This window comes from Microbacterium aureliae, from assembly GCF_054780155.1.
Window position 1 is genome coordinate 93,406 of the sequence record NZ_BAAGWW010000003.1, and the last position, 22,806, is coordinate 116,211.

General features: G+C 68.9%; 22 protein-coding genes and 1 pseudogene. 6 read left to right on the forward strand and 17 right to left on the reverse strand.

Features of this window, described 5'->3' with window-relative positions:
* Together ACYVF4_RS12655 and ACYVF4_RS12660 are read right to left on the reverse strand one after the other, a co-directional pair.
* Positions 1-526: pseudogene (locus ACYVF4_RS12655) on the reverse strand (hypothetical protein); the annotation flags it as partial.
* 49 nt (positions 527-575) lie between these two features.
* Entirely contained in the window at positions 576-3,983 is a 3,408-nt protein-coding gene (locus ACYVF4_RS12660; protein ID WP_460723452.1) for a pyruvate carboxylase, read from the reverse strand.
* Between the two features lie 72 nt (positions 3,984-4,055).
* Between ACYVF4_RS12660 and ACYVF4_RS12665 the strand changes: the two genes are divergently transcribed.
* A complete protein-coding gene (locus ACYVF4_RS12665) occupies positions 4,056-4,865 on the forward strand; it encodes a ParA family protein (protein ID WP_460723326.1) in 810 nt (269 codons plus the stop codon).
* A 186-nt stretch (positions 4,866-5,051) separates the two neighbouring features.
* Here the strand turns inward: ACYVF4_RS12665 and ACYVF4_RS12670 are convergent, their stop codons facing one another.
* From ACYVF4_RS12670 to ACYVF4_RS12680, 3 genes are all read right to left on the reverse strand, one after another.
* A complete protein-coding gene (locus ACYVF4_RS12670; RefSeq protein ID WP_460723329.1) occupies positions 5,052-5,597 on the reverse strand; it encodes a MerR family transcriptional regulator in 546 nt (181 codons plus the stop codon).
* Positions 5,598-5,706: 109 nt separating this feature from the next.
* The gene (ftsR, locus tag ACYVF4_RS12675) at positions 5,707-6,399 is read right to left on the reverse strand and encodes a transcriptional regulator FtsR (protein ID WP_460723331.1); all 693 of its coding nucleotides are present in this window, start codon (positions 6,397-6,399) and stop codon (positions 5,707-5,709) included.
* Positions 6,399-6,905, reverse strand: coding sequence for an FHA domain-containing protein (locus ACYVF4_RS12680; protein ID WP_460723333.1), 507 nt, complete (start codon positions 6,903-6,905; stop codon positions 6,399-6,401). Before ACYVF4_RS12680 ends, ftsR begins: the two co-directional genes overlap by 1 nt.
* 170 nt (positions 6,906-7,075) lie before the next feature.
* On the opposite strand from ACYVF4_RS12680, the gene ACYVF4_RS12685 reads away from it, so the two are divergent.
* Positions 7,076-7,426 carry a hypothetical protein gene (locus ACYVF4_RS12685; RefSeq protein WP_460723335.1) on the forward strand — a complete coding sequence of 117 codons (351 nt, stop codon included), beginning with the start codon at positions 7,076-7,078 and terminating at the stop codon, positions 7,424-7,426.
* A gap of 16 nt (positions 7,427-7,442) precedes the next feature.
* On the opposite strand, the gene ACYVF4_RS12690 is transcribed toward ACYVF4_RS12685, so the two are convergent.
* Positions 7,443-7,835 (reverse strand): hypothetical protein, encoded by a 393-nt coding sequence (locus ACYVF4_RS12690; RefSeq protein ID WP_460723337.1) that lies wholly within the window; start codon positions 7,833-7,835, stop codon positions 7,443-7,445.
* Between the two features lie 105 nt (positions 7,836-7,940).
* Between ACYVF4_RS12690 and ACYVF4_RS12695 the strand changes: the two genes are divergently transcribed.
* Positions 7,941-8,537, forward strand: coding sequence for a copper resistance CopC family protein (locus ACYVF4_RS12695; protein ID WP_460723339.1), 597 nt, complete (start codon positions 7,941-7,943; stop codon positions 8,535-8,537).
* A 25-nt stretch (positions 8,538-8,562) separates the two neighbouring features.
* The gene (gene lpdA, locus ACYVF4_RS12700; protein WP_460723342.1) at positions 8,563-9,960 is read left to right on the forward strand and encodes a dihydrolipoyl dehydrogenase; all 1,398 of its coding nucleotides are present in this window, start codon (positions 8,563-8,565) and stop codon (positions 9,958-9,960) included.
* A 70-nt stretch (positions 9,961-10,030) separates the two neighbouring features.
* On the opposite strand, the gene ACYVF4_RS12705 is transcribed toward lpdA, so the two are convergent.
* Both ACYVF4_RS12705 and ACYVF4_RS12710 read right to left on the reverse strand, forming a co-directional pair.
* Positions 10,031-10,681 (reverse strand): CYTH domain-containing protein, encoded by a 651-nt coding sequence (locus ACYVF4_RS12705; protein WP_460723344.1) that lies wholly within the window; start codon positions 10,679-10,681, stop codon positions 10,031-10,033.
* Positions 10,668-10,901, reverse strand: coding sequence for a response regulator (locus tag ACYVF4_RS12710; protein WP_460723346.1), 234 nt, complete (start codon positions 10,899-10,901; stop codon positions 10,668-10,670). The genes ACYVF4_RS12705 and ACYVF4_RS12710 overlap by 14 nt, the downstream gene beginning before the upstream one ends.
* Positions 10,902-11,023: 122 nt before the next feature.
* Between ACYVF4_RS12710 and ACYVF4_RS12715 the strand changes: the two genes are divergently transcribed.
* Positions 11,024-11,758: a glutamine amidotransferase gene (locus ACYVF4_RS12715; RefSeq protein WP_460723348.1), complete on the forward strand. Its 735-nt coding sequence runs from the start codon at positions 11,024-11,026 to the stop codon at positions 11,756-11,758.
* A gap of 10 nt (positions 11,759-11,768) precedes the next feature.
* Here ACYVF4_RS12715 and ACYVF4_RS12720 read toward each other — a convergent pair whose 3' ends face one another.
* On the reverse strand, positions 11,769-12,509 hold the full coding sequence (locus ACYVF4_RS12720) for an NAD(P)H-hydrate epimerase (protein ID WP_460723350.1): 741 nt from the start codon (positions 12,507-12,509) through the stop codon (positions 11,769-11,771).
* Positions 12,506-13,513, reverse strand: a complete 1,008-nt coding sequence (locus ACYVF4_RS12725; RefSeq protein WP_460723352.1) for a YihY/virulence factor BrkB family protein — start codon at positions 13,511-13,513, stop codon at positions 12,506-12,508. Before ACYVF4_RS12725 ends, ACYVF4_RS12720 begins: the two co-directional genes overlap by 4 nt.
* 103 nt (positions 13,514-13,616) lie before the next feature.
* On the opposite strand from ACYVF4_RS12725, the gene ACYVF4_RS12730 reads away from it, so the two are divergent.
* Positions 13,617-15,284, forward strand: a complete 1,668-nt coding sequence (locus ACYVF4_RS12730) for a GspE/PulE family protein (protein WP_460723354.1) — start codon at positions 13,617-13,619, stop codon at positions 15,282-15,284.
* A 292-nt stretch (positions 15,285-15,576) separates the two neighbouring features.
* On the opposite strand, the gene ACYVF4_RS12735 is transcribed toward ACYVF4_RS12730, so the two are convergent.
* The 7 genes from ACYVF4_RS12735 to ACYVF4_RS12765 are packed head-to-tail and all read right to left on the reverse strand — an operon-like array spanning position 15,577 to position 22,780.
* Complete coding sequence (locus ACYVF4_RS12735) at positions 15,577-16,812, reverse strand: type II secretion system F family protein (protein WP_460723356.1); 1,236 nt, start codon at positions 16,810-16,812, stop codon at positions 15,577-15,579.
* A gap of 1 nt (position 16,813) precedes the next feature.
* Positions 16,814-17,953, reverse strand: coding sequence for a type IV pilus twitching motility protein PilT (locus tag ACYVF4_RS12740; RefSeq protein WP_460723358.1), 1,140 nt, complete (start codon positions 17,951-17,953; stop codon positions 16,814-16,816).
* A 1-nt stretch (position 17,954) separates the two neighbouring features.
* On the reverse strand, positions 17,955-18,647 hold the full coding sequence (locus ACYVF4_RS12745) for a hypothetical protein (protein WP_460723360.1): 693 nt from the start codon (positions 18,645-18,647) through the stop codon (positions 17,955-17,957).
* Positions 18,647-19,300, reverse strand: coding sequence for a PilN domain-containing protein (locus ACYVF4_RS12750; RefSeq protein WP_460723362.1), 654 nt, complete (start codon positions 19,298-19,300; stop codon positions 18,647-18,649). Before ACYVF4_RS12750 ends, ACYVF4_RS12745 begins: the two co-directional genes overlap by 1 nt.
* Positions 19,297-20,352, reverse strand: a complete 1,056-nt coding sequence (gene pilM, locus ACYVF4_RS12755) for a type IV pilus biogenesis protein PilM (protein ID WP_460723364.1) — start codon at positions 20,350-20,352, stop codon at positions 19,297-19,299. Before pilM ends, ACYVF4_RS12750 begins: the two co-directional genes overlap by 4 nt.
* Positions 20,353-20,380: 28 nt before the next feature.
* Positions 20,381-21,265 (reverse strand): prepilin peptidase, encoded by an 885-nt coding sequence (locus ACYVF4_RS12760; RefSeq protein WP_460723366.1) that lies wholly within the window; start codon positions 21,263-21,265, stop codon positions 20,381-20,383.
* A 3-nt stretch (positions 21,266-21,268) separates the two neighbouring features.
* The gene (locus ACYVF4_RS12765) at positions 21,269-22,780 is read right to left on the reverse strand and encodes a hypothetical protein (protein WP_460723368.1); all 1,512 of its coding nucleotides are present in this window, start codon (positions 22,778-22,780) and stop codon (positions 21,269-21,271) included.
* Positions 22,781-22,806 lie beyond the last annotated feature (26 nt).

The window sequence follows — 22,806 nt, forward strand, 5'->3', positions numbered from 1 at the left end:
GGTGCGCGGCGGGCGCGGCGGCCGCGACGGGCTCCTCGGCGACCGGGGCGAACGCGGCGAAGGGATCCTCGGGCTGCGCGGCGGCGAGCTCCTGCGCGGGCTCCTCCTCCGCGGGCTCCTCTTGCGCGGGCTGCTCTTCGGCCGCAGGCTCCTCGGCGGCAGGCTCCTCGGCGACGGCGTGCGCCTCTTCGTCGTCGGCCGGCTCGTCGGTCACCTCGATCGCGTCGAGGATGTCCTCGACGGTGAAGCTGCGGTCGGCGGCGGGCTCGATCGGCAGCTCGGGCTCGACGATCTCGGCCTCGGCGGTGATCTCGTCGGGCTGCGGCGGCTCGTACGAGACCTCGTCGCCGAGGTCGTCCAGGTCGTCCTCGTCGTGGTGGGTCGGGAAGATCACCGCGACGTGCTCGGTCGTGCCGCCGGGGAAGCCGAGCGAGGCGGCATCCAGTCCGCCGGTCTCGCCCAGGACGGCGTTGTCGTCGTCGTCGGACGCGTGGTGGTCGGGTCGGTCGAGGCTCACTGCGGGCATCTCCAAAGGGAACGGGGCGTGTCGGCATATCGGCACGCCGCCCCCCAGGCTAATGCGCGGGGCGGATCACGACCAAAAGGTCACCGGCGTCGACCTGCTGGGTCGCGCCGATCGCGACGCGCTCGACGACTCCGTCGACGGGTGCGGTGATGGCCGCCTCCATCTTCATCGCCTCGATCGAGGCGACCGGCTGGCCGGCCTCGACGGTGTCGCCGACCGCCGTCTTCAGCGTCACGACGCCCGAGAACGGCGCGGCGACCTGGCCGGGCTTCGAGGTGTCGGCCTTCTCGGCCTGCCGCGCCTCGACCTCGATGCTGCGGTCGCGCACGAACACCGGGCGGAGCTGCCCGTTGAGGGTCGTCATGACCGTCCGCATGCCCTTGTCGTCGGCGGCGCCGATCGCCTCGAGCCCCACGTACAGCTGCACGCCCCGCTCGATCTCGACCACGTGCTCCGACCCGGCGCTGATGCCGTACAGGTAGTCGGCGGTGTCGAGGACGCTCAGGTCGCCGAACACCTCGCGGGTCTGCTGGAAGGCGCGCGTGGGCGCCGGGAAGAGCAGGTGGTTCAGCGTCGAGCGGCGGGTCGCCGAGTCGCCCGCGAGGGCGGCGGATTCCGCATCCGTCAAGGGCGTCACCTCGATGTCGACCTGACGGCCCCGCAGCACCTTGGTGCGGAAGGGCTCGGGCCACCCGCCGGGCAGGTCGCCGAGCTCGCCGGCCATGAAGCCGACGACCGAGTCCGGCACGTCGTAGGTGTGCGGGTTCTGCTCGAAGTCGTCGGGGTCGGCCTTGACGGCGGCGAGGTGCAGCGCCAGGTCGCCGACGACCTTCGAGGACGGCGTGACCTTGGGCACGCGTCCGAGGATCCGGTTGGCGGCGGCGTACATGTCCTCGATGAGCTCGAAGTCCTCGCTGAGGCCGAGCGCAATCGCCTGCTGGCGCAGGTTCGACAGCTGCCCGCCGGGGATCTCGTGGTGGTACACCCGGCCGGTGGGGCCCGGCAGACCCGACTCGAACGGGCGGTACAGGTGGCGCACCGCCTCCCAGTACGGCTCGAGGTCGCTGACGGCGGCGAGGTCGATCCCGGTGTCGCGCTCGGTGTGGGCGAGGGCGGCGACGAGGGCCGACAGCGACGGCTGGCTGGTGGTGCCCGACATGGGGGCGGATGCCGCGTCCACGGCGTCCGCGCCGGCGGCGCTCGCGGCGAGCAGGGTGGCCAGCTGTCCCCCGGCGGTGTCGTGGGTGTGGACGTGCACCGGCAGGTCGAACCGCTGGCGGAGCGCGGACACCAGGCGCGCCGCGGCGGCCGGCCGCAGCAGCCCCGCCATGTCCTTGATGGCGAGGACGTGCGCCCCGGCATCCGCGATCTGCTCCGCCAGACGCAGGTAGTAGTCGAGGGTGTAGAGGTCCTCGGCGGGGTTGAGCAGGTCGCCGGTGTAGCAGACGGCCACCTCGGCGATCGAGGTGCCGGTGGCGAGCACTGCGTCGATCGCGGGCCGCATCTGCGAGACGTCGTTGAGGGCGTCGAAGATGCGGAAGATGTCGATGCCCCCGGCGGCGGCCTCGCGCACGAACGCGTCGGTGACCTCGGTGGGATACGGCGTGTAGCCCACGGTGTTGCGACCGCGCAGCAGCATCTGGATCGCGACGTTCGGCAGCGCCGCCCGCAGCTTGTCCAACCGCTCCCACGGGTCCTCGCCGAGGAACCGCAGCGCGACGTCGTACGTCGCCCCGCCCCACGCCTCGACGCTGAGCAGCTGCGGCGTCATGCGCGCGACGTACGGCGCGACGGCGACGAGGTCCTTGGTGCGCACGCGCGTGGCCAGCAGCGACTGATGCGCGTCGCGGAAGGTGGTCTCGGTGACAGCGAGGGCCTCTTGGTCGCGCAAGGCCTTGGCGAAGCCGGCCGGGCCGAGCTCGAGCAGGCGCTGGCGGGACCCGTCGGGCGCGGGCGCGTGCAGGTCGATGAGCGGCAGCTTCGCCCGCGGGTCGACGGTGACGGGGTTCTCGCCGTGGGGCTTGTTGACGGTGGTGTCGACGAGCCAGTTCAGGATCTTGGTGCCGCGGTCCTTCGACGGGCGTCCCTTGACGAGCTCGGGGCGCTCGTCGATGAACGAGGTGCTCAGGTCGCCGGCGACGAACGCGTCGTCGTCGAGCACGGCCTGCAGGAACGGGATGTTCGTCGAGACGCCGCGGATGCGGAACTCCGCCAGCGCGCGGCGGGCGCGCAGCACCGCCGCGCCGAAGTCGCGGCCGCGGCACGTGAGCTTGGCGAGCATCGAGTCGAAGTGGGGGCTCACCTGCGAGCCTGCGGCGGTCGTGCCGCCGTCCAGGCGGATGCCGGCACCGCCGGGCGAGCGGTAGGTGGTGATCTTGCCGGTGTCGGGCCGGAAGCCCTGCGTGGGGTCCTCGGTGGTGATGCGGCACTGCAGCGCGGCGCCCCGCAGGCGGATGTGGTCCTGCGTCAGGCCGAGCTCGGCGAGGGTCTGCCCCGCGGCGATCCGCATCTGCGACTGCACCAGGTCGACGTCGGTCACCTCTTCGGTCACGGTGTGCTCGACCTGGATGCGGGGGTTCATCTCGATGAAGACGACCTCGCCCGCGCGGGGACCGGCGGTCTCGAGCAGGAACTCCACGGTGCCGGCGTTGACATACCCGATCGACTCCGCGAAGGCGATCGCGTAGCGGTGCAGATCTTCGCGGATGCCGTCATCCAGGTTGGGCGCGGGCGCGATCTCGATGACCTTCTGGTGGCGGCGCTGCACCGAGCAGTCCCGCTCGTAGAGGTGCACGGTGGTGCCGGCGGCGTCGGCGAGGATCTGGACCTCGACGTGCCGGGGGCGCTGCACCGCCTGCTCGAGGAAGACGCGCGAGTCGCCGAATGCGCTGCCGGCCTCACGCATGGCCTCGGCCAGCGCCGGCGGCAGCTCGGCGGGGGTCTCGACCCGCCGCATCCCTCGCCCGCCGCCGCCGGCGACGGCCTTGACGAAGATGGGGAAGCCGATGTCGGGCGCCTGCGCGACGAGCGCGTCGACGTCGTCGGACGCCTCGGTGGAGCGCAGCACCGGCACACCCGCGGCGATCGCGTGCTGCTTGGCGGTGACCTTGTTGCCGGCCATCTCGAGGACGGCGGCGGGCGGGCCGATGAAGGCGATGCCGTTGGCGGCGGCCTTCTCGGCGAGCTCGGGGTTCTCCGAGAGGAATCCGTAGCCGGGGTAGATGGCGTCGGCGCCGCTCTCGAGCGCGACGCGGATGATCTCGTCGACGTCGAGGTAGGCCCGGACGGGATGCCCGATCTCGCCGATCCGGTACGCCTCGTCCGCCTTCAGGCGGTGCAGCGAGTTGCGGTCCTCGTAGGGGAACACCGCGACCGTGCGGGCCCCCAGTTCGAACGCGGCTCGGAAGGCGCGGATCGCGATCTCACCGCGGTTCGCAACCAGGATCTTCGAGAACATGCTCACCTCGCGTGCAGCGTCGGGGGGCGGCTGAGTGTGCTCTCAGCCTAGGGGACGGTAACGTGGACGATTGTGCACGTGCTCTCGGTCAGTTCTCTCAAGGGCGGCGTCGGCAAGACGACCGTGACGCTGGGTCTCGCCTCGGCGGCCTTCGCCCGCGGCGTGCGCACTCTCGTGGTCGATCTCGACCCGCAGTCGGACGTGTCGACAGGCATGGACATCCAGGTCGCCGGGCGCCTGAACATCGCCGACGTCCTCGAGAACCCGAAAGAGAAGACGGTCCGCCAGGCGATCACCACGAGCGGCTGGGCGAAGGTCCATCCGGGCACGATAGACGTCATGATCGGGAGCCCGTCGGCGATCAACTTCGACGGCCCGCACCCCTCGGTGCGCGACGTGTGGAAGCTCGAAGAGGCCCTCGCGACCATCGAGTCCGAGTACGACCTCGTCCTCATCGACTGCGCCCCGTCGCTGAATGCCCTCACGCGCACGGCGTGGGCGGCCAGCGACCGCGTCATCGTCATCACCGAGCCGGGCCTGTTCTCGGTCGCCGCCGCCGACCGCGCACTGCGCGCGATCGAAGAGATCCGCCGCGGCCTCTCGCCCCGCCTCCAGCCCCTCGGCATCGTGGTCAACCGCGTGCGCCCGCAGTCGATCGAGCACCAGTTCCGCATCAAAGAGCTGCGCGACATGTTCGGCCCGCTCGTCCTCTCGCCGCAGCTGCCCGAGCGCACGTCGCTGCAGCAGGCGCAGGGCGCGGCCAAGCCGCTGCACATCTGGCCCGGCGATTCCGCTCAGGAGCTCGCGGCCGACTTCGACGCGCTGCTGGACCGCATCATCCGCACCGGCCGCATCCCCGTCGCCGGCGAAGTCCGCGCCTGACCCGGCCCCCGCCCCGCGCCGTCCCTCCCGCGCCTCGCCCCGCCTTCACCCGCGAGACTGCATCTCTCTCCCGAGACGGTGGGATGAGACCGCGGTCTCGGTACAGAGATGCAGTCTCGCGGTCGTGGGGCGCGAACGGCGGGCACGACGGATGCCGGTGACGGCGGCGGCGGAAAGGCCGGGGCGTCAGGCGGTGCGGGCGGCGCGGCGAGCGGCGAGCTCGTCCATGGCGTCGGGGGCCTCGGGCGAGAACTCCACCAGCGTGGACTCCACTTCGCGGAGCACCTTGCCCACGGCGATGCCGAAGACGCCCTGACCGCGACTGACCAGGTCGATGACCTCGTCGTTCGAGGTGCACAGGTACACCGACGCGCCGTCGCTCATGAGGGTCGTGCCGGCGAGGTCGCGGATGCCGGCGGCACGCAGCTGGTCGACGGCGACGCGGATCTGCTGCAACGAGATGCCGGTGTCGAGCAGGCGCTTGACGAGCTTGAGCACGAGGATGTCGCGGAAGCCGTAGAGGCGCTGGGATCCCGAGCCGGACGCACCGCGGACGGTGGGTTCGACGAGTTCGGTGCGTGCCCAGTAGTCCAGCTGCCGGTAGGTGATGCCCGCGGCGCGGGCGGCGGCGGCGCCGCGATAGCCGACTTCGTCGTCCATCTGCGGCAGCCCGTCGGTGAAGAGCAGGTCTGCGACGAACGGCTGATCGTCGGCCGCTTCTCGAGCAGTCATGCTCTCTCCCCTCCGAATGCGGACATTCCCACGCTAGATGAGCCGGGCCCCTCCGGCAACGACATCCGCCGTTCGGGTCCCGGCGTGTCGCCGCGGACCCCCGGCGCGCTCATCCGAGCAGGCGGTCCAGCGCCGTGCGGATGAAGATCGCGCGCACCTCGTCCAGCCGCTTGGCGAGCTCGGTGCCGACCTCGCCGGCGCGGCCGCGAGAGGCGGCATCCGTCCGGCGCAGCACCGGCGCGATGGCCTGCTCGATGAGGGCGACGTCGCGCTCGGCGTTCTGGCGCAGCGCCCGCACGTGCCGCGGCTCGATGCCGTGACGGTCCAGGGCCACGAGCGCGCGCAGCAGCTGCACGTGCTGGTCGGTGTACGAGTCGCTGCCGGCGAGGATGCCGACGCTGATGGCGTCGTTGAGCAGTTGGGGGGCGGCGCCGGCCGCCGTCAGCAGCTCGGGCCGGCGGTAGCGGCGCGGCGCGGGCACGATCGAGGGCGGCGGGACGGCGGCCTGCGGCGCCGGGTCGCGGCCGGCGTCGACGTCCTCGAGGTAGTCGCGGATGACGCCCAGCGGCATGTAGTGGTCGCGCTGCAGGGTGAGCGCGAGGCGCAGCCGGTCGAGGTCGGCCTGCGAGAACTTGCGGTAGCCCGACTCGGTGCGGGTGGGCGAGACGATCCCCTGCACCTCGAGGAAGCGCAGCTTGCTCGAGGTGAGCGTGGGGAATTCGGGGGTGAGCCGGGCGAGCACCTGGCCGATACTCAGCAGCCCCGCGGACGCCGAGCGTTCGCGGGCGGTGGCCGGCGCCATCAGGCGACCGGGGCGTGGCCGAGGTCGGCGGGCGAGACGAAGAAGTTCAGGCGGAACTTGCCCACCCGCACCTCGGCCCCGTTGGTGAGGACGGCGCGGTCCACGCGCTCCCCGTTGACGTAGGTGCCGTTGAGCGAGCGCTGGTCGACGAGCTCGAAGTTCGTGCCGGCACGGGTGATCTCGGCGTGACGGCGAGAGACGGTGACGTCGTCGAAGAAGATGTCGGCCTCGGGGTGGCGCCCGACCGTGGTGACGTCGCTGTCGAGCAGGTATCGCGCGCCCGCCGTGGGGCCCGAGCGGACCAGCAGCAGCGCGGCGCCCGACGGGAGCGCCTCGATCGCGTCGAGCTCGGCGGTGTTCAGCTCGCTGCCGAAGGGGACGAACGACAGGTCGGAGTCGTGGCCGAAGGTCTGCGTGACATCGGACCCGCGCTCGAAGCTGCGGGTCTCGTCGGCGTCGCGGCCGCGCCGGATGTCACCCGGCTCGGGTCGGCGATTGTCGTCCACGGTGGACCTCCTCTAGCGGTTGCAAGCCTAACGGACCGACTCGCCCCTGTGCGCCCGTCGATGACGGTCGCGGGGATGCGGCATGTTTCGCCCCGTTTCGGCCGGCGTGCCCTGGGGCGGCACGCCTCGTAACCTGACTGGACATCGAACCTACTGACTGGGAGTCCACCGTGTCGAGTCCGCAGAGCCACATCCCGCCCCTCCAGGTGCGTGAGCGTGCGATCTGCATGTGCGCCACGGACGGACCCTGCACCTCGTACGCTCCCGGTCACGCCCTGCACCTGATCCAGGCGCGGCTGGCCTCGGCGACCCCGTCCGAGTGGGTCGACGGCTTCGTCGAGCAGGCGGATGCCGCCACCGGCGTCGTCGTCATCGCGCCGCTGGCCGGCGGCGAGGCCCGCACCGTGTGGAGCGGCGCCGGCGCGGCGCGGCGGGTCGAGGCGGGCACCCCGGTGGCCCTGCACGGACGCTACGACGTGCTGGCGGTCGGCACCGCCCGGTATAACATCCTGCCGCTCTGACCGGTCGGCGACGGCGTCACGCCATCATCGACTCCTTCATGGCCTGGCACGCGTCCATGCACGCCTGGCACGACTGAGCGCACATCTTGCAGACCTCGCTGTGGTCGGCGTGCTGCATGCACTCGTCCATGCAGGTCTGGCACATGGCGATGCAGGCGTCGAGCATCGCCATCATCGACGCGGGCGTCATGCCCTGCATCCGCATCATCGATCGCATCATCGTGTTGCACATGTCGGCGCAGTTCATGCACGCCGGCGCGCACGACATCTCCTGCGTCGAGCAGACTACGCATGCCTGCTCGCAGGCCGAGCAGGCATCCATACACGCCTGCATCGCGGCCATGTCCATCGTGTCCATGCCGGGCATCTTCATGTCCTTGGACATGGCGTCCATCATCATGGCGTCCATCGCTCCGCCTCACTCTCGAATAGGTGACGGCGGGCGAGGAACCCGCCTGACGGCCAGGCTAGACGCGGCCGGGCGCCGAGGGAAGACCCTGCTACGCTGGACCGGGTGCGCTCCCCCGGTTCTCGCCCCCGCTCGCTCCGCCTCGCTCTGATCGCCGCCGCGACGATGCTGCTGGCCGGGGCGCCGGCATCCCCCGCCCTCGCGCACGACGCGCTCGTGGCGAGCGACCCGGCAGACGGGGCCGTGCTCGAGACGCTTCCCGGCGAGATCGCGCTGGACTTCAGCGCGCCGATCTCGTCCGAGCCGGGTGCGACAGAGCTGCAGGTGACGGATGCCGCGGGCACGAGCCTCGTCGACGGCGAGCCGTCGATCGACCAGGCGCGGCTGACCCAGGCGCTCGCGGGTCCTGCCGCGGGCGAGGTGACGGTGCTGTGGAAGGTCGTCTCGAGCGACGGGCACCCGATCTCGGGGCAGTTCGCGTTCACCGTCGAAGAGCCCGCGCCCACCGCCGAGCCGACCCCCGCCGAGACCGCCGCGCCCACCCCGTCGGCGACCGCGACGCCCGTGCCGGCGCCCGCGCAGCCGGTGGTCGACGACACCCCGTGGGTGATCGGCGGCATGATCGGGGCGGGCGTGCTCGGGGCGCTGTCGTACCTGGTCGTCGCACGGCTACGCCGTGCGTCACGCGGCGGCGCACAATAACGCGCCGGGCGATAGGCTGAGGGCCATGCCCCACTACGACGTCGCCATCCTCGGCGCAGGCCCCGGCGGGTACGTCGCGGCCGTCCGCGCCGCCCAGCTCGGCCTTCAGGTCGCGATCATCGAAGAGAAGTACTGGGGCGGTGTCTGCCTCAACGTCGGCTGCATCCCCTCGAAGGCTCTGCTGAAGAACGCCGACCTCGCCCACACGTTCACCCACAAGGCCGAGCTGTTCGGCATCTCGGGTGATGTGTCGTTCGACTTCGGCGCGGCGTGGGATCGCAGCCGCAAGGTGTCCGAGACGCACGTCAAGGGCATCCACTACCTGATGAAGAAGAACAAGGTCACCGAGTACGAGGGTCGCGGCACCTTCGTCGACGCGAACACCATCCAGGTGACCAAGACCGACGGCTCGACCGACTCGGTCACCTTCGACAACGCGATCATCTCGACCGGCTCGAAGGTGCGCCTGCTGCCGGGCGTGCAGCTGAGCGACAACGTCGTCACCTACGAGGAGCAGATCCTCACGCGCGAGCTGCCCTCGTCGCTCGTCGTCGTCGGCGCGGGCGCCATCGGCATGGAGTTCGCCTTCGTCATGGCCAACTACGGCGTCAAGGTCACGATCATCGAGTTCCTCGACCGCGCCCTGCCGAACGAGGACGAAGAGGTCTCGAAAGAGATCGCGCGCCACTACAAGAAGCTCGGCGTCGACATCCTCACCTCGACCAAGGTCGAGTCGGTCACCGACTCGGGCGACAAAGTCACCGTCGCCTACACCGCCAAGGACGGCTCGCAGAGCTCGATCGACGCCGACAAGGTGCTCATGTCGATCGGCTTCGCCCCGAACGTCGAGGGCTTCGGGCTCGACAAGACCGGCGTCAAGCTGACCGAGCGCGGCGCGATCGACATCGACGACCACATGCGCACGAACGTCCCCCACATCTACGCGATCGGCGACGTCACCGCCAAGCTGCAGCTGGCGCACGTCGCCGAGGCGCAGGGCGTCGTGGCGGCCGAGACCATCGGCAAGGCCGAGACGATGCTGCTGGGCGACTACCGCATGATGCCGCGCGCGACGTTCTGCTCGCCGCAGGTGGCCTCGTTCGGCCTCACCGAGCAGCAGGCGCGCGACGCCGGCTACGACGTGAAGGTCGCGAAGTTCCCGTTCTCGGCCAACGGCAAGGCCAACGGCCTGGGCGAGCCGGTCGGCTTCGTGAAGCTGATCGCCGACGGCGAGCACCTCGAGCTCCTCGGCGGCCACATGGTCGGCCCGGACGTGTCGGAGCTGCTGCCCGAGCTGACCCTCGCGCAGAAGTGGGACCTGACCGCCCTCGAGGCGGCCCGCAACATCCACACCCACCCGACGCTGTCCGAGGCGGTGCAAGAGGCGTTCCACGGCCTCGCGGGTCACATGATCAACCTCTGAGTCGTTCCTCGACTCGACGAACGGAGCCCCGGGATCTTCCCGGGGCTCCGTTCGTTGTCTAAGTGCGGCGTCAGTGGCCGAGTGCCCGGGCGAGTTTCGAGGCGGATGCCGCCGGCCGCGCCCCCGCGGACTCCACCGCCGCGGCGACCGCGGTCAGCAGCGCGTCGCGTCCGGCGTCGTCGTCCGGGGCGCCGGGGCCGAGCTCGACCTCCCACTCGCGCCAGCGGCGTTCGATGCCGGAGCGCTCGTCGCGCGTCTGGACCCGGTCGTCGGCGAACTCGGCGACGAGGGCTCCCCCGGCATCCCGCAGCGCATATGCCGTGCGGGTGTTGCGGATGCGGGCGATCGGGCCGAGATCGTCGCGGGTGATCGGGGCGAGCGTCTCGCGGACGGCTGCGGGCACCGTGTCGTCGCCGGTGAGCGGCCACTGGGTCTCGGCGCGGCCGAGACCCTGGCGGGGTCCCTTGATGTGCCAGCCGGCGTCAGGGCCGCCGGTGCGGCGACGGAGTGCGTGGCCGGAGTGCGCGAGGGCGTAGTCGGCGGTGTCGAGGTAGAGCGCGTCGAGTTCGCGCACCTCGCCGACGCCGACCGACACCACTCCCGGCAGCGCCGACCAGTCGGGCAGCGGGGTGGTGTCGTCGACGTCGTACTTCAGCTCGACCTCGACCGAGTGCGCGGGTGCGTCCTCGGCGGGCGACGGGGTGGCGTCAGCGCCGGTCACGCGCCGAATCGCTGTCGGGGTCGATGTCGTCCTGCGCCTCGACGAACCAGAACGCCGCCTGCGTCGGGCCGTCGGACTCGCCGGTGTTCTCGGCCTCGCCGCGGCGCTCGTAGACGATCTGGGTCTCGCTGTACGGCACGATGAGGCGGTCGAGGTCGGCGTCGTCGAGAGGAAGGACCTGCCCGTCGAGCGGGCCTCCGTGAAGTCGTGCAATAGCCATGGCCTGAGCCTAGACCCGCCATCCGATTTCGCCGGTGAACTTGACGCTCACACGGTTCGTGAGTCATGGGGGCGGAGGTGAGCCCGCCATCCGGGGTGCGGCGCGGGCCGTACACTCGTTGGGTGAAGCCGTTCGTCCTCCTCGCCACGCGCGCCGAGGACGTCCCCGCCGACGAGGAGTACGCGCTGTTCCTGCGCTACACCGGGCTCGACGAGAGGGACCTCATCCGCGTGCGGCTCGAGGCGGGGCCGATGCCCGAGTTCGACCTCGACGAGCTCTCAGGCATCTTCGTCGGCGGCGGGCCGTTCAACGCCTCGGACCCCGCCGAGAAGAAGTCCGCCGTGCAGCACCGCGTCGAGGCCGAGTTCCAGGCGCTGCTGGCGCGGGTGGTCGCCCGCGATGCGCCGTTCCTCGGCGCCTGCTACGGCGTCGGCACCGTCGGCACCTACCTCGGCGCGACGATCGACCGCACCTACGGCGAGCCGATCAGCGTCGTGCCGGTGTCGATGACGGATGCCGGGCGCGCCGACCCGCTGCTGGACGGCCTGCCCGAGACCTTCCACGCGTTCGTCGGGCACAAAGAGGCGATCTCGCAGCTGCCCGAGGCGGCGACGCTGCTGGCGTCGTCGCCGACGTGCCCGGTGCAGATGTTCCGGGTCGGGCAGAACGTGTACGCGACGCAGTTCCACCCCGAGCTCGACGTCGACGGCATCACGACCCGCATCCACGCGTACGCCTCGCACGGGTACTTCGCCTCGCACGAGCTGGAGCTGACCCTCGCCGCCGTCCGCGCGGCCCCCGTGTCGCACCCGGCGCGCATGCTGCGCGCGTTCGTCGAGCGCTACGCCCGCGACTGACCCGCCGCCGTCACTTCGTCGCGCGCACGACCCGGTCGACCTCGGCCCACTCCGACGGCAGGAATCCGTCGAGCTCGCGCAGCAGGTCGAGGTCCACCAGCACGACCTCTCCGGCGAGCTCGGGTCCGCGCCCGCGGACGAGCCCGGCCTTCACGGCGCCGAACGTGGCGGTGACGGATGCCGGCAGCACCGTGTCGCCGGCTTCGCCGGTGTCGGGATGCAGGCCGCTCGGCAGGTCGACGGCGATCACGCGCGTGCGCCCCTCGCGCACCGCGGGCAGCAGCGCAAGCACCGCCTCGCGCGCGTTGCCGTGCAGGGTGGGGTCGGCGGCGGAGCCGATGCCGAGGATGCCGTCGAGGATCAGGTCGTAGGGCTCGGCGGCATCCCGAACAGCCGGGATCTCGACGCGCCGCGCCCCGGCGGCCATCGCCGCCGCCAGCCCGTGCTCGTGCACGCGCGGGCCGACGACGAGCACGTCCACGTCGATCTCTTCGGCCAGGTGCGCGGCGGCGTAGAGGGCGTCGCCGCCGTTGTTGCCGCTGCCGGCGAGGACGAGCAGGTGCCGCGCGTGGGTGGTGGGGGCGCCGCCGGGGGCCCCGGCATCCGGGTCGGTCGAGAACCCGCCGACGCGCCGGACGATCCCGGCGAGGGCGGCGGCGGCACGGGCCATGAGCGGCTCGCCGCGAGCGAGCAGGGGCGCCTCGGCCATGCGGACCTGCTCGCACGTGTAGGCGGGGGTGCGGATGGTCATGCCGACACCTTCTCTCTCTCGGCAGCCTCCGCGGCGCGCGCTTTGTCGAGTTCCTCGGTGGCGAGCTGCACCTGGGACTCCGCCTGCCGCACCCGGCGCTGCGCGAAGGTCGACGCGCCGTACTTCGCGCGCACGCGGTCATGGGATTCCTCGACGCCGACGACGATGTACGCCGAAGCGATGAGGATCACCTGCGACGACAGGTTCACCCACAGCAGCAGCGCGATGAGCGAGGCGAACGAGGCCAGCAGCGGGTTCGACGACGCTCCGCCGACGAACAGGCCTGACAGCTGCTGCAGCACGGTCAGCCCGAACGCGCCCAGGAGCGCCCCCGGCCACAGCGCCTTCGCGGGCGGCTTGATACCCGACAGCACGCGGAAGAGCACGGCGATGGCCGCGGCATCCAGGGCGAAGACGACCACGATGCCGATGACCGCGGTCAGGACGCTCGCGACGGGGCCGTCGGCGGGGCGGCCGAAGAGGCCAGTCAGGATGCCGACGCCGAAGGTCGCGAGGTACGTGATCACCGCCGAGGCGGCCAGGGCCACGCCGATGCCGATCGCAAGCGCCAGGTTGCGCAGGATCACCCAGATGAAGAGGACGTCGTCGTGGGTGATTCCGACGATGGTGCGAATCGCCGTCCGCATCGAGCCGATCGCGCCGATCGCGGCCAGGACGAGACCTACGGTGCCGAGGATGCCGGTGACGGTAAGCCCGGCGGGCGCCTGGATCGCGGACGTGTCGATCAGTCCCCCGTCGCCGACGAGGCCCGGGATCACGGCATCCACCGACTGCACGAGGGACTGCAGTGCGGCGGGATTGCCCGCAAGCCACAGCGCCGCGAACGAGAATCCGAGCAGCACGCCGGCGAAGATGCTGAACAGGGCGCGGTAGGTGACGCTGTCGGCGAGCATCGCTCCGCGGCGTTCGCTGAATAACAAGATTGCCCGAAGAATTTTCAAAGACAGCATCCAGGCGATGATCTTCGGGATAATTGCCGGCATGGGTTCACCATACAGATCGCGGCGCGAGGCCCGGAGAATGGCCTCGATCCCTCCCGTCGCGGTCCCGGTGGGCGTAGCATCTGGGGTAGCGATTGGGGACGCTGTGAGGGGACTCGCTCAGACGCTCGTATTGACTGGGGCAATACGTGCGTCGGATATGTCAGCTGCGCTGACGCAATTCGGTGATACACCGGATCTGATCGAGCATTTGGCCGGTCAGTCTCTGGTGACGCATTCGCAGGTGGCCGAGGCGGTGGCGCTCAACACCGGCCATCGGTTCGTCGATCTGTCCGAGATGCCGTTGGATCCGAGCATCGTCGCGCTCGTGCCGACGGCCGTGTGCCGCAAGTACAGCCTGATACCGATAGACAAGCGCGGCGATCGGCTGATCGTCGGAACGCTGGATCCGACCGACATCGTCGCGCTCGACGACGTCGCGAGCGTGACCGACCTGTTCGTCGAGCCGGTCGTGGTCGCCAAGGACGCGCTGGGGCAGATGTTCGAGCGGTTCCTGCGCTCGGACGAGGAGCTCAGCGAGCTGTCGGCGTCGATCGAAGAGACGTCGGCGGCCTCACAGGCGTCGTTCACCGAAGAGCTCGGCGAGCAGGACAGCGACGCACCCGTGGTGCGGTTCGTGAACCTGCTGATCGCGCAGGCCATCAACGACCGCGCGAGCGACATCCACGTCGAGCCGGGCGAGCGGCAGCTGACCGTGCGGTTCCGCATCGACGGGGTGCTGCACGAGATGCAGAAGGCCGACCGCGGCATCCAGGACGGGATCATCTCGCGCCTGAAGATCATGTCGGCCATCGACATCGCCGAGAAGCGCAAGCCGCAGGACGGCCGCCTGTCGGTGTCGCACGACGGGCGCACGGTCGACCTGCGCGTGGCGACGCTGCCGACGGTGTGGGGCGAGAAGATCGTCATGCGAATCCTCGACAACTCCGGTCAGACGATGGGCATGCGCGACCTGATGTTCTCGAAGATCAACGAGACGCGCTTCCGCGAGGCGATCGTGCGCCCCCACGGCATGATCCTGGTCACCGGGCCCACCGGCTCGGGCAAGTCCACGACGCTGTACACCGCGCTCCGCGAGGTGTCGAACCCGAAGATCAACGTGATCACCGTCGAGGATCCGGTCGAGTACCGCATGGCCGGCATCAACCAGGTGCAGGTCAACAACCGCGCCGGGCTCACCTTCGCCTCAGCGCTGCGGTCGATCCTGCGAAGCGACCCCGACGTCGTGCTGGTCGGTGAGATCCGCGACAAAGAGACCGCGGTCATCTCGATCGAGGCGGCGCTCACCGGTCACCTGGTGCTGTCGACCCTGCACACCAACGACGCCCCCTCGGCGCTGACGCGTCTGACCGAGATCGGCACCGAGCCGTTCCTCGTGGCCACCGCGCTGTCGGCGGTCATCGCCCAGCGTCTCGCGCGCCGGCTGTGCCTGAAGTGCCGCGCGCCGTACACCGAGACCACCGAGGTGCTGGGCGCTCTGGGATTCCCCCACGACCCGCACGACGTGCCCGAGATCTACAAGGCAGTCGGTTGCGAGGCGTGCTCGGGGACGGGATACCGGGGCCGGGTCGGTCTGCACGAGGTCATGACGATGAGCGACGAACTCGAGCAGCTGGTCGTCACGCGTGCCACGGGCACCGAGATGCGCCAGGTCGCGCTGCAGCAGGGCATGGTCTCGCTCCGCGAGGACGGCTGGGGCAAGGTCGCCCAGGGCCTGACCACGATCGAAGAAGTCCTGCGCGTCTCGCTGTGAATTGAGCCCCCGCGGCCTTCGGCCGCGGGGGCACTCTGCTCTTGGTCGCAGCACAGGCCCCGTCCACTTCACGGTTTCCGGGCCCGCCCTCCCCCGGCCGCTGAGCGAGCGAAGCGAGACGAAGCGCTGCTGAAGCCCGGCCACTGAGCGAGGAGCGAAGCGACGAGACGAAGCGCGCTCCCGCACCACAGGCACACCAACAGCACACCCCCGGGCGCTGGGGGACGACCCGGGGGCGGCTTCACGCCGTCATCGCAGCGACGCAGTCGGGTGCGGCGGCGGAGCGGTGGCTTTACTGCTGTCCGAGTTCACCGTACAGCGAGAAGATCGGCAGGTATAGCGAAATGACCATGCCGCCGATGATGATTCCGAGGCCGACGATGAGGATCGGCTCGATGGTCGCCGACAGCTGTTCCGTCGCCGTCTCGACCTCGTCTTCGTAGAAGTCGGCGATGGACGCGAGCATCTCGGACAGCGTGCCGGACTCCTCGCCGACCGACACCATCTGCGGCACCATGGCGGGAAAGACCCCGGCCTTGGCAAGTGGCACGGCGAAGGATTTGCCGTGCCGGATGGACTCCTGCACCTCGTGGATGGCCTGCTCGACTTTGAAGTTGTTCGAGGCCTGCGCGACGATCGCAAGGGCCTGCATGATGGGCACGCCGGCCTCGAGCATCATCGACAGGTTGCGACTGAACCGCGCGACGGCCATCTTGGTCGCGAGCTTGCCGAAGATCGGCAGCTTGAGCTTCAGCGGGTCGACCACCTTGCGCACCCGCTCGGTGTTCTTGTTGCGCATCCACCAGATCCACCCGCCGAAGATCGCGACGGCGAGGGCCGGCAGGATCCACGCCATGTTCTTCGAGAGTGCGACGAGGATGAGCGTCGGCACCGGCAGCGTCGATCCCAGCCCGGCGAACATGTTCTCGAACACCGGCACGATGAACGTGATCATGGCCAGGACGCCGATGACGGCCACGATCAGGACGATCGTCGGATACGTCGTCGCGGAGCGGATCTTGTTCTGCAGCTCCGCTTCCTTGCGATAGTTCTCGGCGATCGAGTCGAGCGCGGCCCCGAGAAAGCCGCCCGTCTCGCCGACGCGAACGATGCTGAGCAGCAGCGGCGGGAAGACATCCGGATGCCGCGACATCGCCCCCGAAAGAGAGGAGCCGCTCTCGACATCGGCGTGCACAGCGACGAGCGCCGGCTGCAGCCGCTTGTCATCGCTCTGCTCGATGAGGATCGACAGGGTGCGCATGAGCGGCAGGCCGGCGTTGATGAGGCCGGCCATCTGCTTGGCGAAGATCGCGAGGGACTTCGCCTTCACGTGCTTGGTCAGGCCCGGGATCTTGATCTCCATATTGAGACCGGTCTTCGAGACCTCGATCACCTCGAGCGGGGTGAGTCCCTGCGCCTTCAGCTTCGTCGTGACCGACGCCTCGGTCGACGCCTCGATCGTGCCTTTGACGACCGCGCCGCCGCGCGGGTCGATGGCGCGGTAGCGGAACTCCTGCAGGACAGCCATGTCAGACTCCGGCGTCCTGGTGGTGCCAATCGCTGGCGCGGTTGCTCCACTCATCGGCGTCGAGGTCGCGCGGGCGCACGTAGACGTTCTCGAGGGTCGACGGATCGACGGCGTACGACTTGGCGACGGTGAGCGAGATGACACCCTCCGACACCAAGCGCTTCAGGTCCTGATCGAGAGTGTGCATACCGACTGCCTGCCCGGCCTGCATCGCGGAGTACAGCTGCGCGACCTGACCCTCGCGAATCATATTGGCCACAGCCGGGGTGTTCACCAGCACCTCGGTCGCGATCGTCCGACCCTCGGTCTGCGACAGCGGCATGAGCGTCTGACTGATGACCCCCTGCAGCGTGTCGCCGAGCTGAGCGCGAATCTGGTGCTGCTGGTCGGCGGGGAACACGTCGATGATGCGGTTGACGCTCTTGGCCGCACCCTGGGTGTGCAGGGTCGAGAGCACGAGGTGGCCGGTCTCGGCCGCCGACAGCGCGGTCCGGATCGACTCGGGGTCGCGGAGCTCACCGACGAGGATGACGTCGGGGTCCTGGCGCAGCACGCGACGAAGGGCCTCGGCGAACGAGTTCGTGTCCGACCCGATCTCGCGCTGGTGGATGAGCGACCGCTTGCTCACGTGCTGGAACTCGATCGGGTCTTCGATCGTGATTACGTGCGCCGGCACCGTGTGATTGATGATGTCGACCATGGCTGTCAGCGTCGTCGACTTTCCCGATCCGGTCGGGCCGGTGAGGAGGACGAGGCCACGCGGCTTCAGCGCGAACTCGCGCGCGATGGCGGGCGCGCCCAGCTGCTCAAGCGTGTACACCTTGTTCGGGATGAATCGCAGCGCGACCGCGACCGCCCCGAGCTGCCGGTACACGTTGATGCGAAGTCGACCGAGGCCGTCGATCGAGTGCGCGAGGTCGACCTCGTGGTGCGACTGGAACTCGTCGCGCTGCGATGCCGACATCAACTCGTACGCGGCGGCTTCGAGCCATGACGCCGAGATGATGTCGGGGTATCCCGGAATGGGCTCCAGGTCGCCGTCGACGCGCATCAGCGCCTGCGCATCGGCGGTGAGGTGGACGTCCGAAGCCCGGCCGCGAGCTGCGGCCCCAAGCAGATCGTCGAGCATGTTCGCGGTCATGTCAGTTCTCCGGAAGGACGTAGGTGAGCGCCGAGACCGAGACGTCGTAGCCGGTTCCCGTCGGGATGACCGTCGAATCGATGGCGGTCAGCAGGCGAGGCCCGCTGCGCAGTCGGTCGAGGAACCCGATGGCGTCCTGCAGCTGCGTGGCTATGACGGTGATGGTGAAGTCGACCTGTTGACGCCCCTCAAGCGGTGCCCCCTCGACGGGCGCAGACGCGGGCTCAGCGGGCGTAGGCTCGGCGGGCGGGGCGGCAGGGTCCGGCGTCTCACCTGTGGTGGGGTCCGTGGTCGTGTCCGCAGGCGCAGGAGCTTCGGGCTCTTCGCCGATCGCCAGCGGCTCTGTCCGAACCACGAACGGCGCGTTCTCTCCGGCCGTGATCGTCTGCACCTGCACGTTGGCCTCTGACGCCGACCGGGCGACGAGCTCGAACACGTCGTCGAGTTCGTTGGCGGCAGGAATCTGCGTGCGCAGCTCGGCGACGGAGGCTTCGATCTCACCCATCCGCTCTTCCTGCACGCGAAGGCCGTCGACCTGGATCTGGTAGACATCGTTTGTCTGATCCACCTGAGCGGTCTGCGTGCCTGTGGCGAGGGACTGGAAGTAGATGGGGAGCGCCACGACCGCGACAGCGAGGCCGAGGATGCCGGCGCACACAACGATGCCGATGAGGTTGATGAGCTGCTTGGGCATCACTGCTCTCCTTCCGTCGCGACGAAGCGGCCCGAGTAGATCGACTGGTCGAACGCGATCGAGATCTCGTAGGTGTAGGCGCCGACGGACTGCTGGCTCGTCGACACGAGCCGGCCGTCCGCGTCGGCAATTCCCGCGAGTGCCCGCATGGCGCGGACGGTCTGCGCGATGTCGATTGCGTTCGGGCTGCTGAGGGTGAGGCTGCCCACCAGCCCGACCTCGGCGGCGGGATCCTCACCCTGCAGGACGCCGCCCGTCGTCAGAGCGAAGCCGACCAGTTCCACTCCCGACGGGAGCGCCCCACGCAACTCGGCCACGACCGGAGCCCAGGCGAAGTCCGAGCCTGCTGACTGCGCGCGGTAGTCGATGAGCTCACGCTCGGCTGCGATGGCGCCACTTACCTCTGACAAGCTCGCCAGTTCGGTCAGCAGTGCGTTGGTACGCGCCTGTTCGACGAGAAGTCGCTGATCCGCCAGCCAGTTAATGGTCATCGCTCCCGCGATCAACGCGAGGGAGGCGAGGATCGCGCCGACGACCCCCCAGATCCACTTGCGCGCGGTACTGGCACGCTCGCGGCGATCGAGCTCCGACCGTGGGATGAGGTTGACGCGGGGAATCCCGCCGAACGGAATGCTCGGTGCGGCGCTGCTCATTTCGCTCCCTGTCCTAGAAGCACACCCGCGGTGGCCACAGCGTTAAAGGCGAGATCATCCCCGAGCGGGCGGCCGTGCGTGTTGATGACCTGCTCGAGCCTGATCGGCACGACCGGAATGTCGAAGGCCCGCTCGATCGCGTCCGCGACGCCGACGGCGTTGTATCCGGCGCCGCTGATGAGCGCACGCGAGATACGGGTACCGCCATCACGACCCTGGAAGAACGAGACCGTGCTGCGCAGTCGAGAAACGAGGTCGGCGACAGCAGGCGCGGTGGGCGAGGGTCCTCCGCGCAGCGATGCGCGGGTGCCCGTAACGTCCAGGGTCCGACGCGGGATGATCCCACTTGCGCCGACCGGCTCGAAGACCTCCTCATCACTCAGCTCGGGTTCGAGCGCGCCAACCTCGATACGCAGGGAGGCCGCGGTGGCAATCTCTACGGGAATGATACGCACGAAGTGCGGAATCCCGTCCGTCACGACACCGACGAACGATGTGTGGTCGCCCAGGTGGATCATCGCGACGGTCTCGCCCGGCGCGGCCAGACCTTTGGCGATGCGGGCGAGTCCGAACGGGACGAGGTCGACCCGATCGACGCGGAGCTTGGCCCTGCCGAGCGTGGCGATCATCTGTTCGATGTTCTCCGACACCGCCGCGACGAGCAGCCCCGAGACCTGGTCGCCGATCTGCGAGGTCGGATAGAAGTCGAGGACCGCCTGCGAGACGGGAACCGGTAAGAGGTCCTGCACCTGGTAGGGCAAAGCCTGCTTCAGCAGTTGCGGGGGCATGGCCTGCGTCGTGTACTCACGGACGAGGATGCGGCGACTTCCTACCCCGAGAGTCACACTCTTGCCCTTGAGTCCGCTGGTCGCCCACAGCTGCCGGAGCGCCAAAGCGACGGCGTCCTGATCGAGTACTTCGGAGTCGCGCGCCGCCTCACGCGGAAGCGGAACCTCACCGACGGCGACGAGAGACGGCGACCGCCCGGTGGTCATCTCGATACCGCGCACGCTCTCTTCGGTGATCTCGAGCCCTACGAGTGTCTTGGCCATCGGCTCTCACCTTCCCCCATTGCTGTTCTCACACTGTCACGAACAACCCGATGTACCAGCGGGCTATGCCTTCACCCGCGAGCAATCCCACCCACGCGCCGAGGATCATCCATGGGCCGAACGGTATCGCGGACTTCCGGCCGGCACGACGTATCAGCATGAGCGCCACGCCGTAAACGCCACCGAGTGCAAAGGCGGCGAAGGCCCCCACAGCGAGGGCACCCCACCCGACGTAGCCGAGGTAGAGCCCGAGAACCCCGGCGAGCTTCACATCTCCACCACCCATGCCATCCGGACGAAGCAGCCTCAGGACGAAGTAGAAGGCGTACAGCGCGACCATGCCGACAGCGCCCCGGAGCAATGCCGTCCAGTCCCCGGTCAACAGGCTCGCTAAAGCGAGCAGAAGCCCGCCGACGATGTAGCTCGGTAGGACAATCGCGTTCGGCAGCCGGTGCGTGTCGAGATCGATCAGCGTCAGTACGATGCTGATCGCAGCGAGATACAGATAGGCCGCGATCACGAGGGAGAGACCCCAGAGGTCCGCAGGCTTCACGACACCGTCCACGGTGGGCAACGCTAGGTATTCGGGCAGCGTCGAGTCGAGCACGACGTCGGAGACCGCGAGCCACCACCACGCGACGAGGGCGAAGACCAGACCGGTGATCGCCTCGACAATGGGATAGCGAGGCGAGATCGGAGCCTGGCAGCGCGCGCATCGACCGCGGAGTCCTATCCAGCCGAGTACGGGGACGTTCTGCCATGGCCGTAGGTGCTGCCCGCAATGCGGACAACGGCTCTCGCGCATCAGCGAAATCCCGGTCGGCACCCGGTAGGCCACCACATTGAGGAAGGATCCGATGAGGAGGCCGAACACACCCGCGACGATGACGAAGAAGACAACCAGTTGCGTCATGCCTCAGCGCTCGGTCTGGAAGATTCGGTCACCCAGGCTCTGCACCGTCACCGTCGTGCCGCCGCCGTCCTCGACTCGGATGTAGCAGCTAATCTCCTCGAAGACAGGTACCCAGCTCATCTCTTCACAGTTGATAGTCGCGCCGTTGTAAAACCTGGTCGTGTTCCCCGCGGTATAAAACTGGCCGAAGTAGTTGGAGCGGATCGAACCAGCTATGGAGCACGGCGAATAGATCATTATCCGCGCGCCGATCGTCGTCGCGTCTTTCGTGTCCAGATCATCCGGACCAGTGCTTTCACACGTGGGAACGGGCTCGCCATCGACAAGCGCCAGATTTCGATCCTCATGCACGAACACCAATTGAGGAGCGGATTCGATCGGCAAGCTGCTTGTGATATTTCCGGCGAACTCGACCTTCATGGTCTTCTGTGCGGGAACGACGAAAACTACATCGCGATTGACTTCTACGGCCGGCACCGTGATGGTGACCGAATTCCCGCTGCACTGAGTGAGGTCTATCAGAAGTCTGCCGACGCCTCGAAGTGCACTGGCGGAGGGACTCTTAACGCAACCTGTCTTGATCTCCTGGCTTGCCCCCCAGCTATCCTTCCCAAGATCAATCCACGCCGTCATCGAATAGACATCGTCGAGGGTCGGAACAAGTACGGGTGCGCCCGCACCAGAGAATCGCTTCGCGAGCGGGACGTTCCAGCCGCCGGACACATCGATCGAGCCCGCCGAGTGCACCTCGCCATTGACTATGCCTGTCGTGCCTCCGCTCCCGGTCAGAAAAACGTTCGAGCCAGCCCGGATATCTCGACCAATGACGGTTCCGTTGTTGGCGAGATCAACCTCCCCGATCTCCGTCCAGATGTCCTCACCAACCTTCACGTCCTGGCTACCGGACTCCACTTCCCCATAGGCGTAAATGGAACCCGTCACTTCGCAGCCCGTGCTGAGCGTTACTGTTCCGTCGGTGACATACAGATCCCCGTTGATGACGGCCAAGTTTGGACAGTTGTAGCTGCCTTTGCGCACCACCAAGTCCCCGTCGTAGATCGACTTCTGACCGCCGACCGAGCCTGCGAAATACGCCAGTGTGCCGCCCGGGACTTCTTCGAGCGTCTTGACCCATCGATACACGGCGTCGATTTCAGACGTCGACCCGTCGGGGCCGGTACCCACGGAGTTGATGACGATCCACTCCGTGGTCTCGCTAGGGCAGGAGTTCGCGGTGAGTCCGGCCTCGTCCGAGGAAGCTGGGGTTGTGGTCGCGTCCGTCGACAGATAGACGGTTGCTGTGAACGTCGGAGCGGTCCCACTGAGGGGCGCAGTGATAGAACAAGAACCGGTGATGGTGGCTAGCGCCACGTCCCGCCCTGACTCGGCTGCGACGAAGGCATCGAGATTGTCGCGGTTGCCATCGTTCGCCCGAACGGTGAACATTACGGACGCCGCAATGGTCGCGGCTATGACGAATCCCACGAACATCACGACGACGACGGTGACAAGCACCGCTCCGTGCTCAGGGTTATCACGCA

Excerpts from the sequence above, each read along its gene's own strand:
- ACYVF4_RS12660 (WP_460723452.1), bottom strand. The coding sequence starts at position 3,983 with ATGTTCTCGAAGATCCTGGTTGCGAACCGCGGTGAGATCGCGATCCGC.
- ACYVF4_RS12670 (WP_460723329.1), bottom strand. The coding sequence starts at position 5,597 with ATGACTGCTCGAGAAGCGGCCGACGATCAGCCGTTCGTCGCAGACCTG.
- ftsR (WP_460723331.1), bottom strand. The coding sequence starts at position 6,399 with ATGGCGCCGGCCACCGCCCGCGAACGCTCGGCGTCCGCGGGGCTGCTG.
- ACYVF4_RS12690 (WP_460723337.1), bottom strand. The coding sequence starts at position 7,835 with ATGGACGCCATGATGATGGACGCCATGTCCAAGGACATGAAGATGCCC.
- lpdA (WP_460723342.1), top strand. The coding sequence starts at position 8,563 with ATGCCCCACTACGACGTCGCCATCCTCGGCGCAGGCCCCGGCGGGTAC.
- ACYVF4_RS12710 (WP_460723346.1), bottom strand. The coding sequence starts at position 10,901 with ATGGCTATTGCACGACTTCACGGAGGCCCGCTCGACGGGCAGGTCCTT.
- ACYVF4_RS12720 (WP_460723350.1), bottom strand. The coding sequence starts at position 12,509 with ATGACCATCCGCACCCCCGCCTACACGTGCGAGCAGGTCCGCATGGCC.
- ACYVF4_RS12725 (WP_460723352.1), bottom strand. The coding sequence starts at position 13,513 with ATGCCGGCAATTATCCCGAAGATCATCGCCTGGATGCTGTCTTTGAAA.
- ACYVF4_RS12735 (WP_460723356.1), bottom strand. The coding sequence starts at position 16,812 with ATGGCTGTCCTGCAGGAGTTCCGCTACCGCGCCATCGACCCGCGCGGC.
- ACYVF4_RS12740 (WP_460723358.1), bottom strand. The coding sequence starts at position 17,953 with ATGACCGCGAACATGCTCGACGATCTGCTTGGGGCCGCAGCTCGCGGC.
- ACYVF4_RS12745 (WP_460723360.1), bottom strand. The coding sequence starts at position 18,647 with ATGCCCAAGCAGCTCATCAACCTCATCGGCATCGTTGTGTGCGCCGGC.
- ACYVF4_RS12750 (WP_460723362.1), bottom strand. The coding sequence starts at position 19,300 with ATGAGCAGCGCCGCACCGAGCATTCCGTTCGGCGGGATTCCCCGCGTC.
- pilM (WP_460723364.1), bottom strand. The coding sequence starts at position 20,352 with ATGGCCAAGACACTCGTAGGGCTCGAGATCACCGAAGAGAGCGTGCGC.
- ACYVF4_RS12760 (WP_460723366.1), bottom strand. The coding sequence starts at position 21,265 with ATGACGCAACTGGTTGTCTTCTTCGTCATCGTCGCGGGTGTGTTCGGC.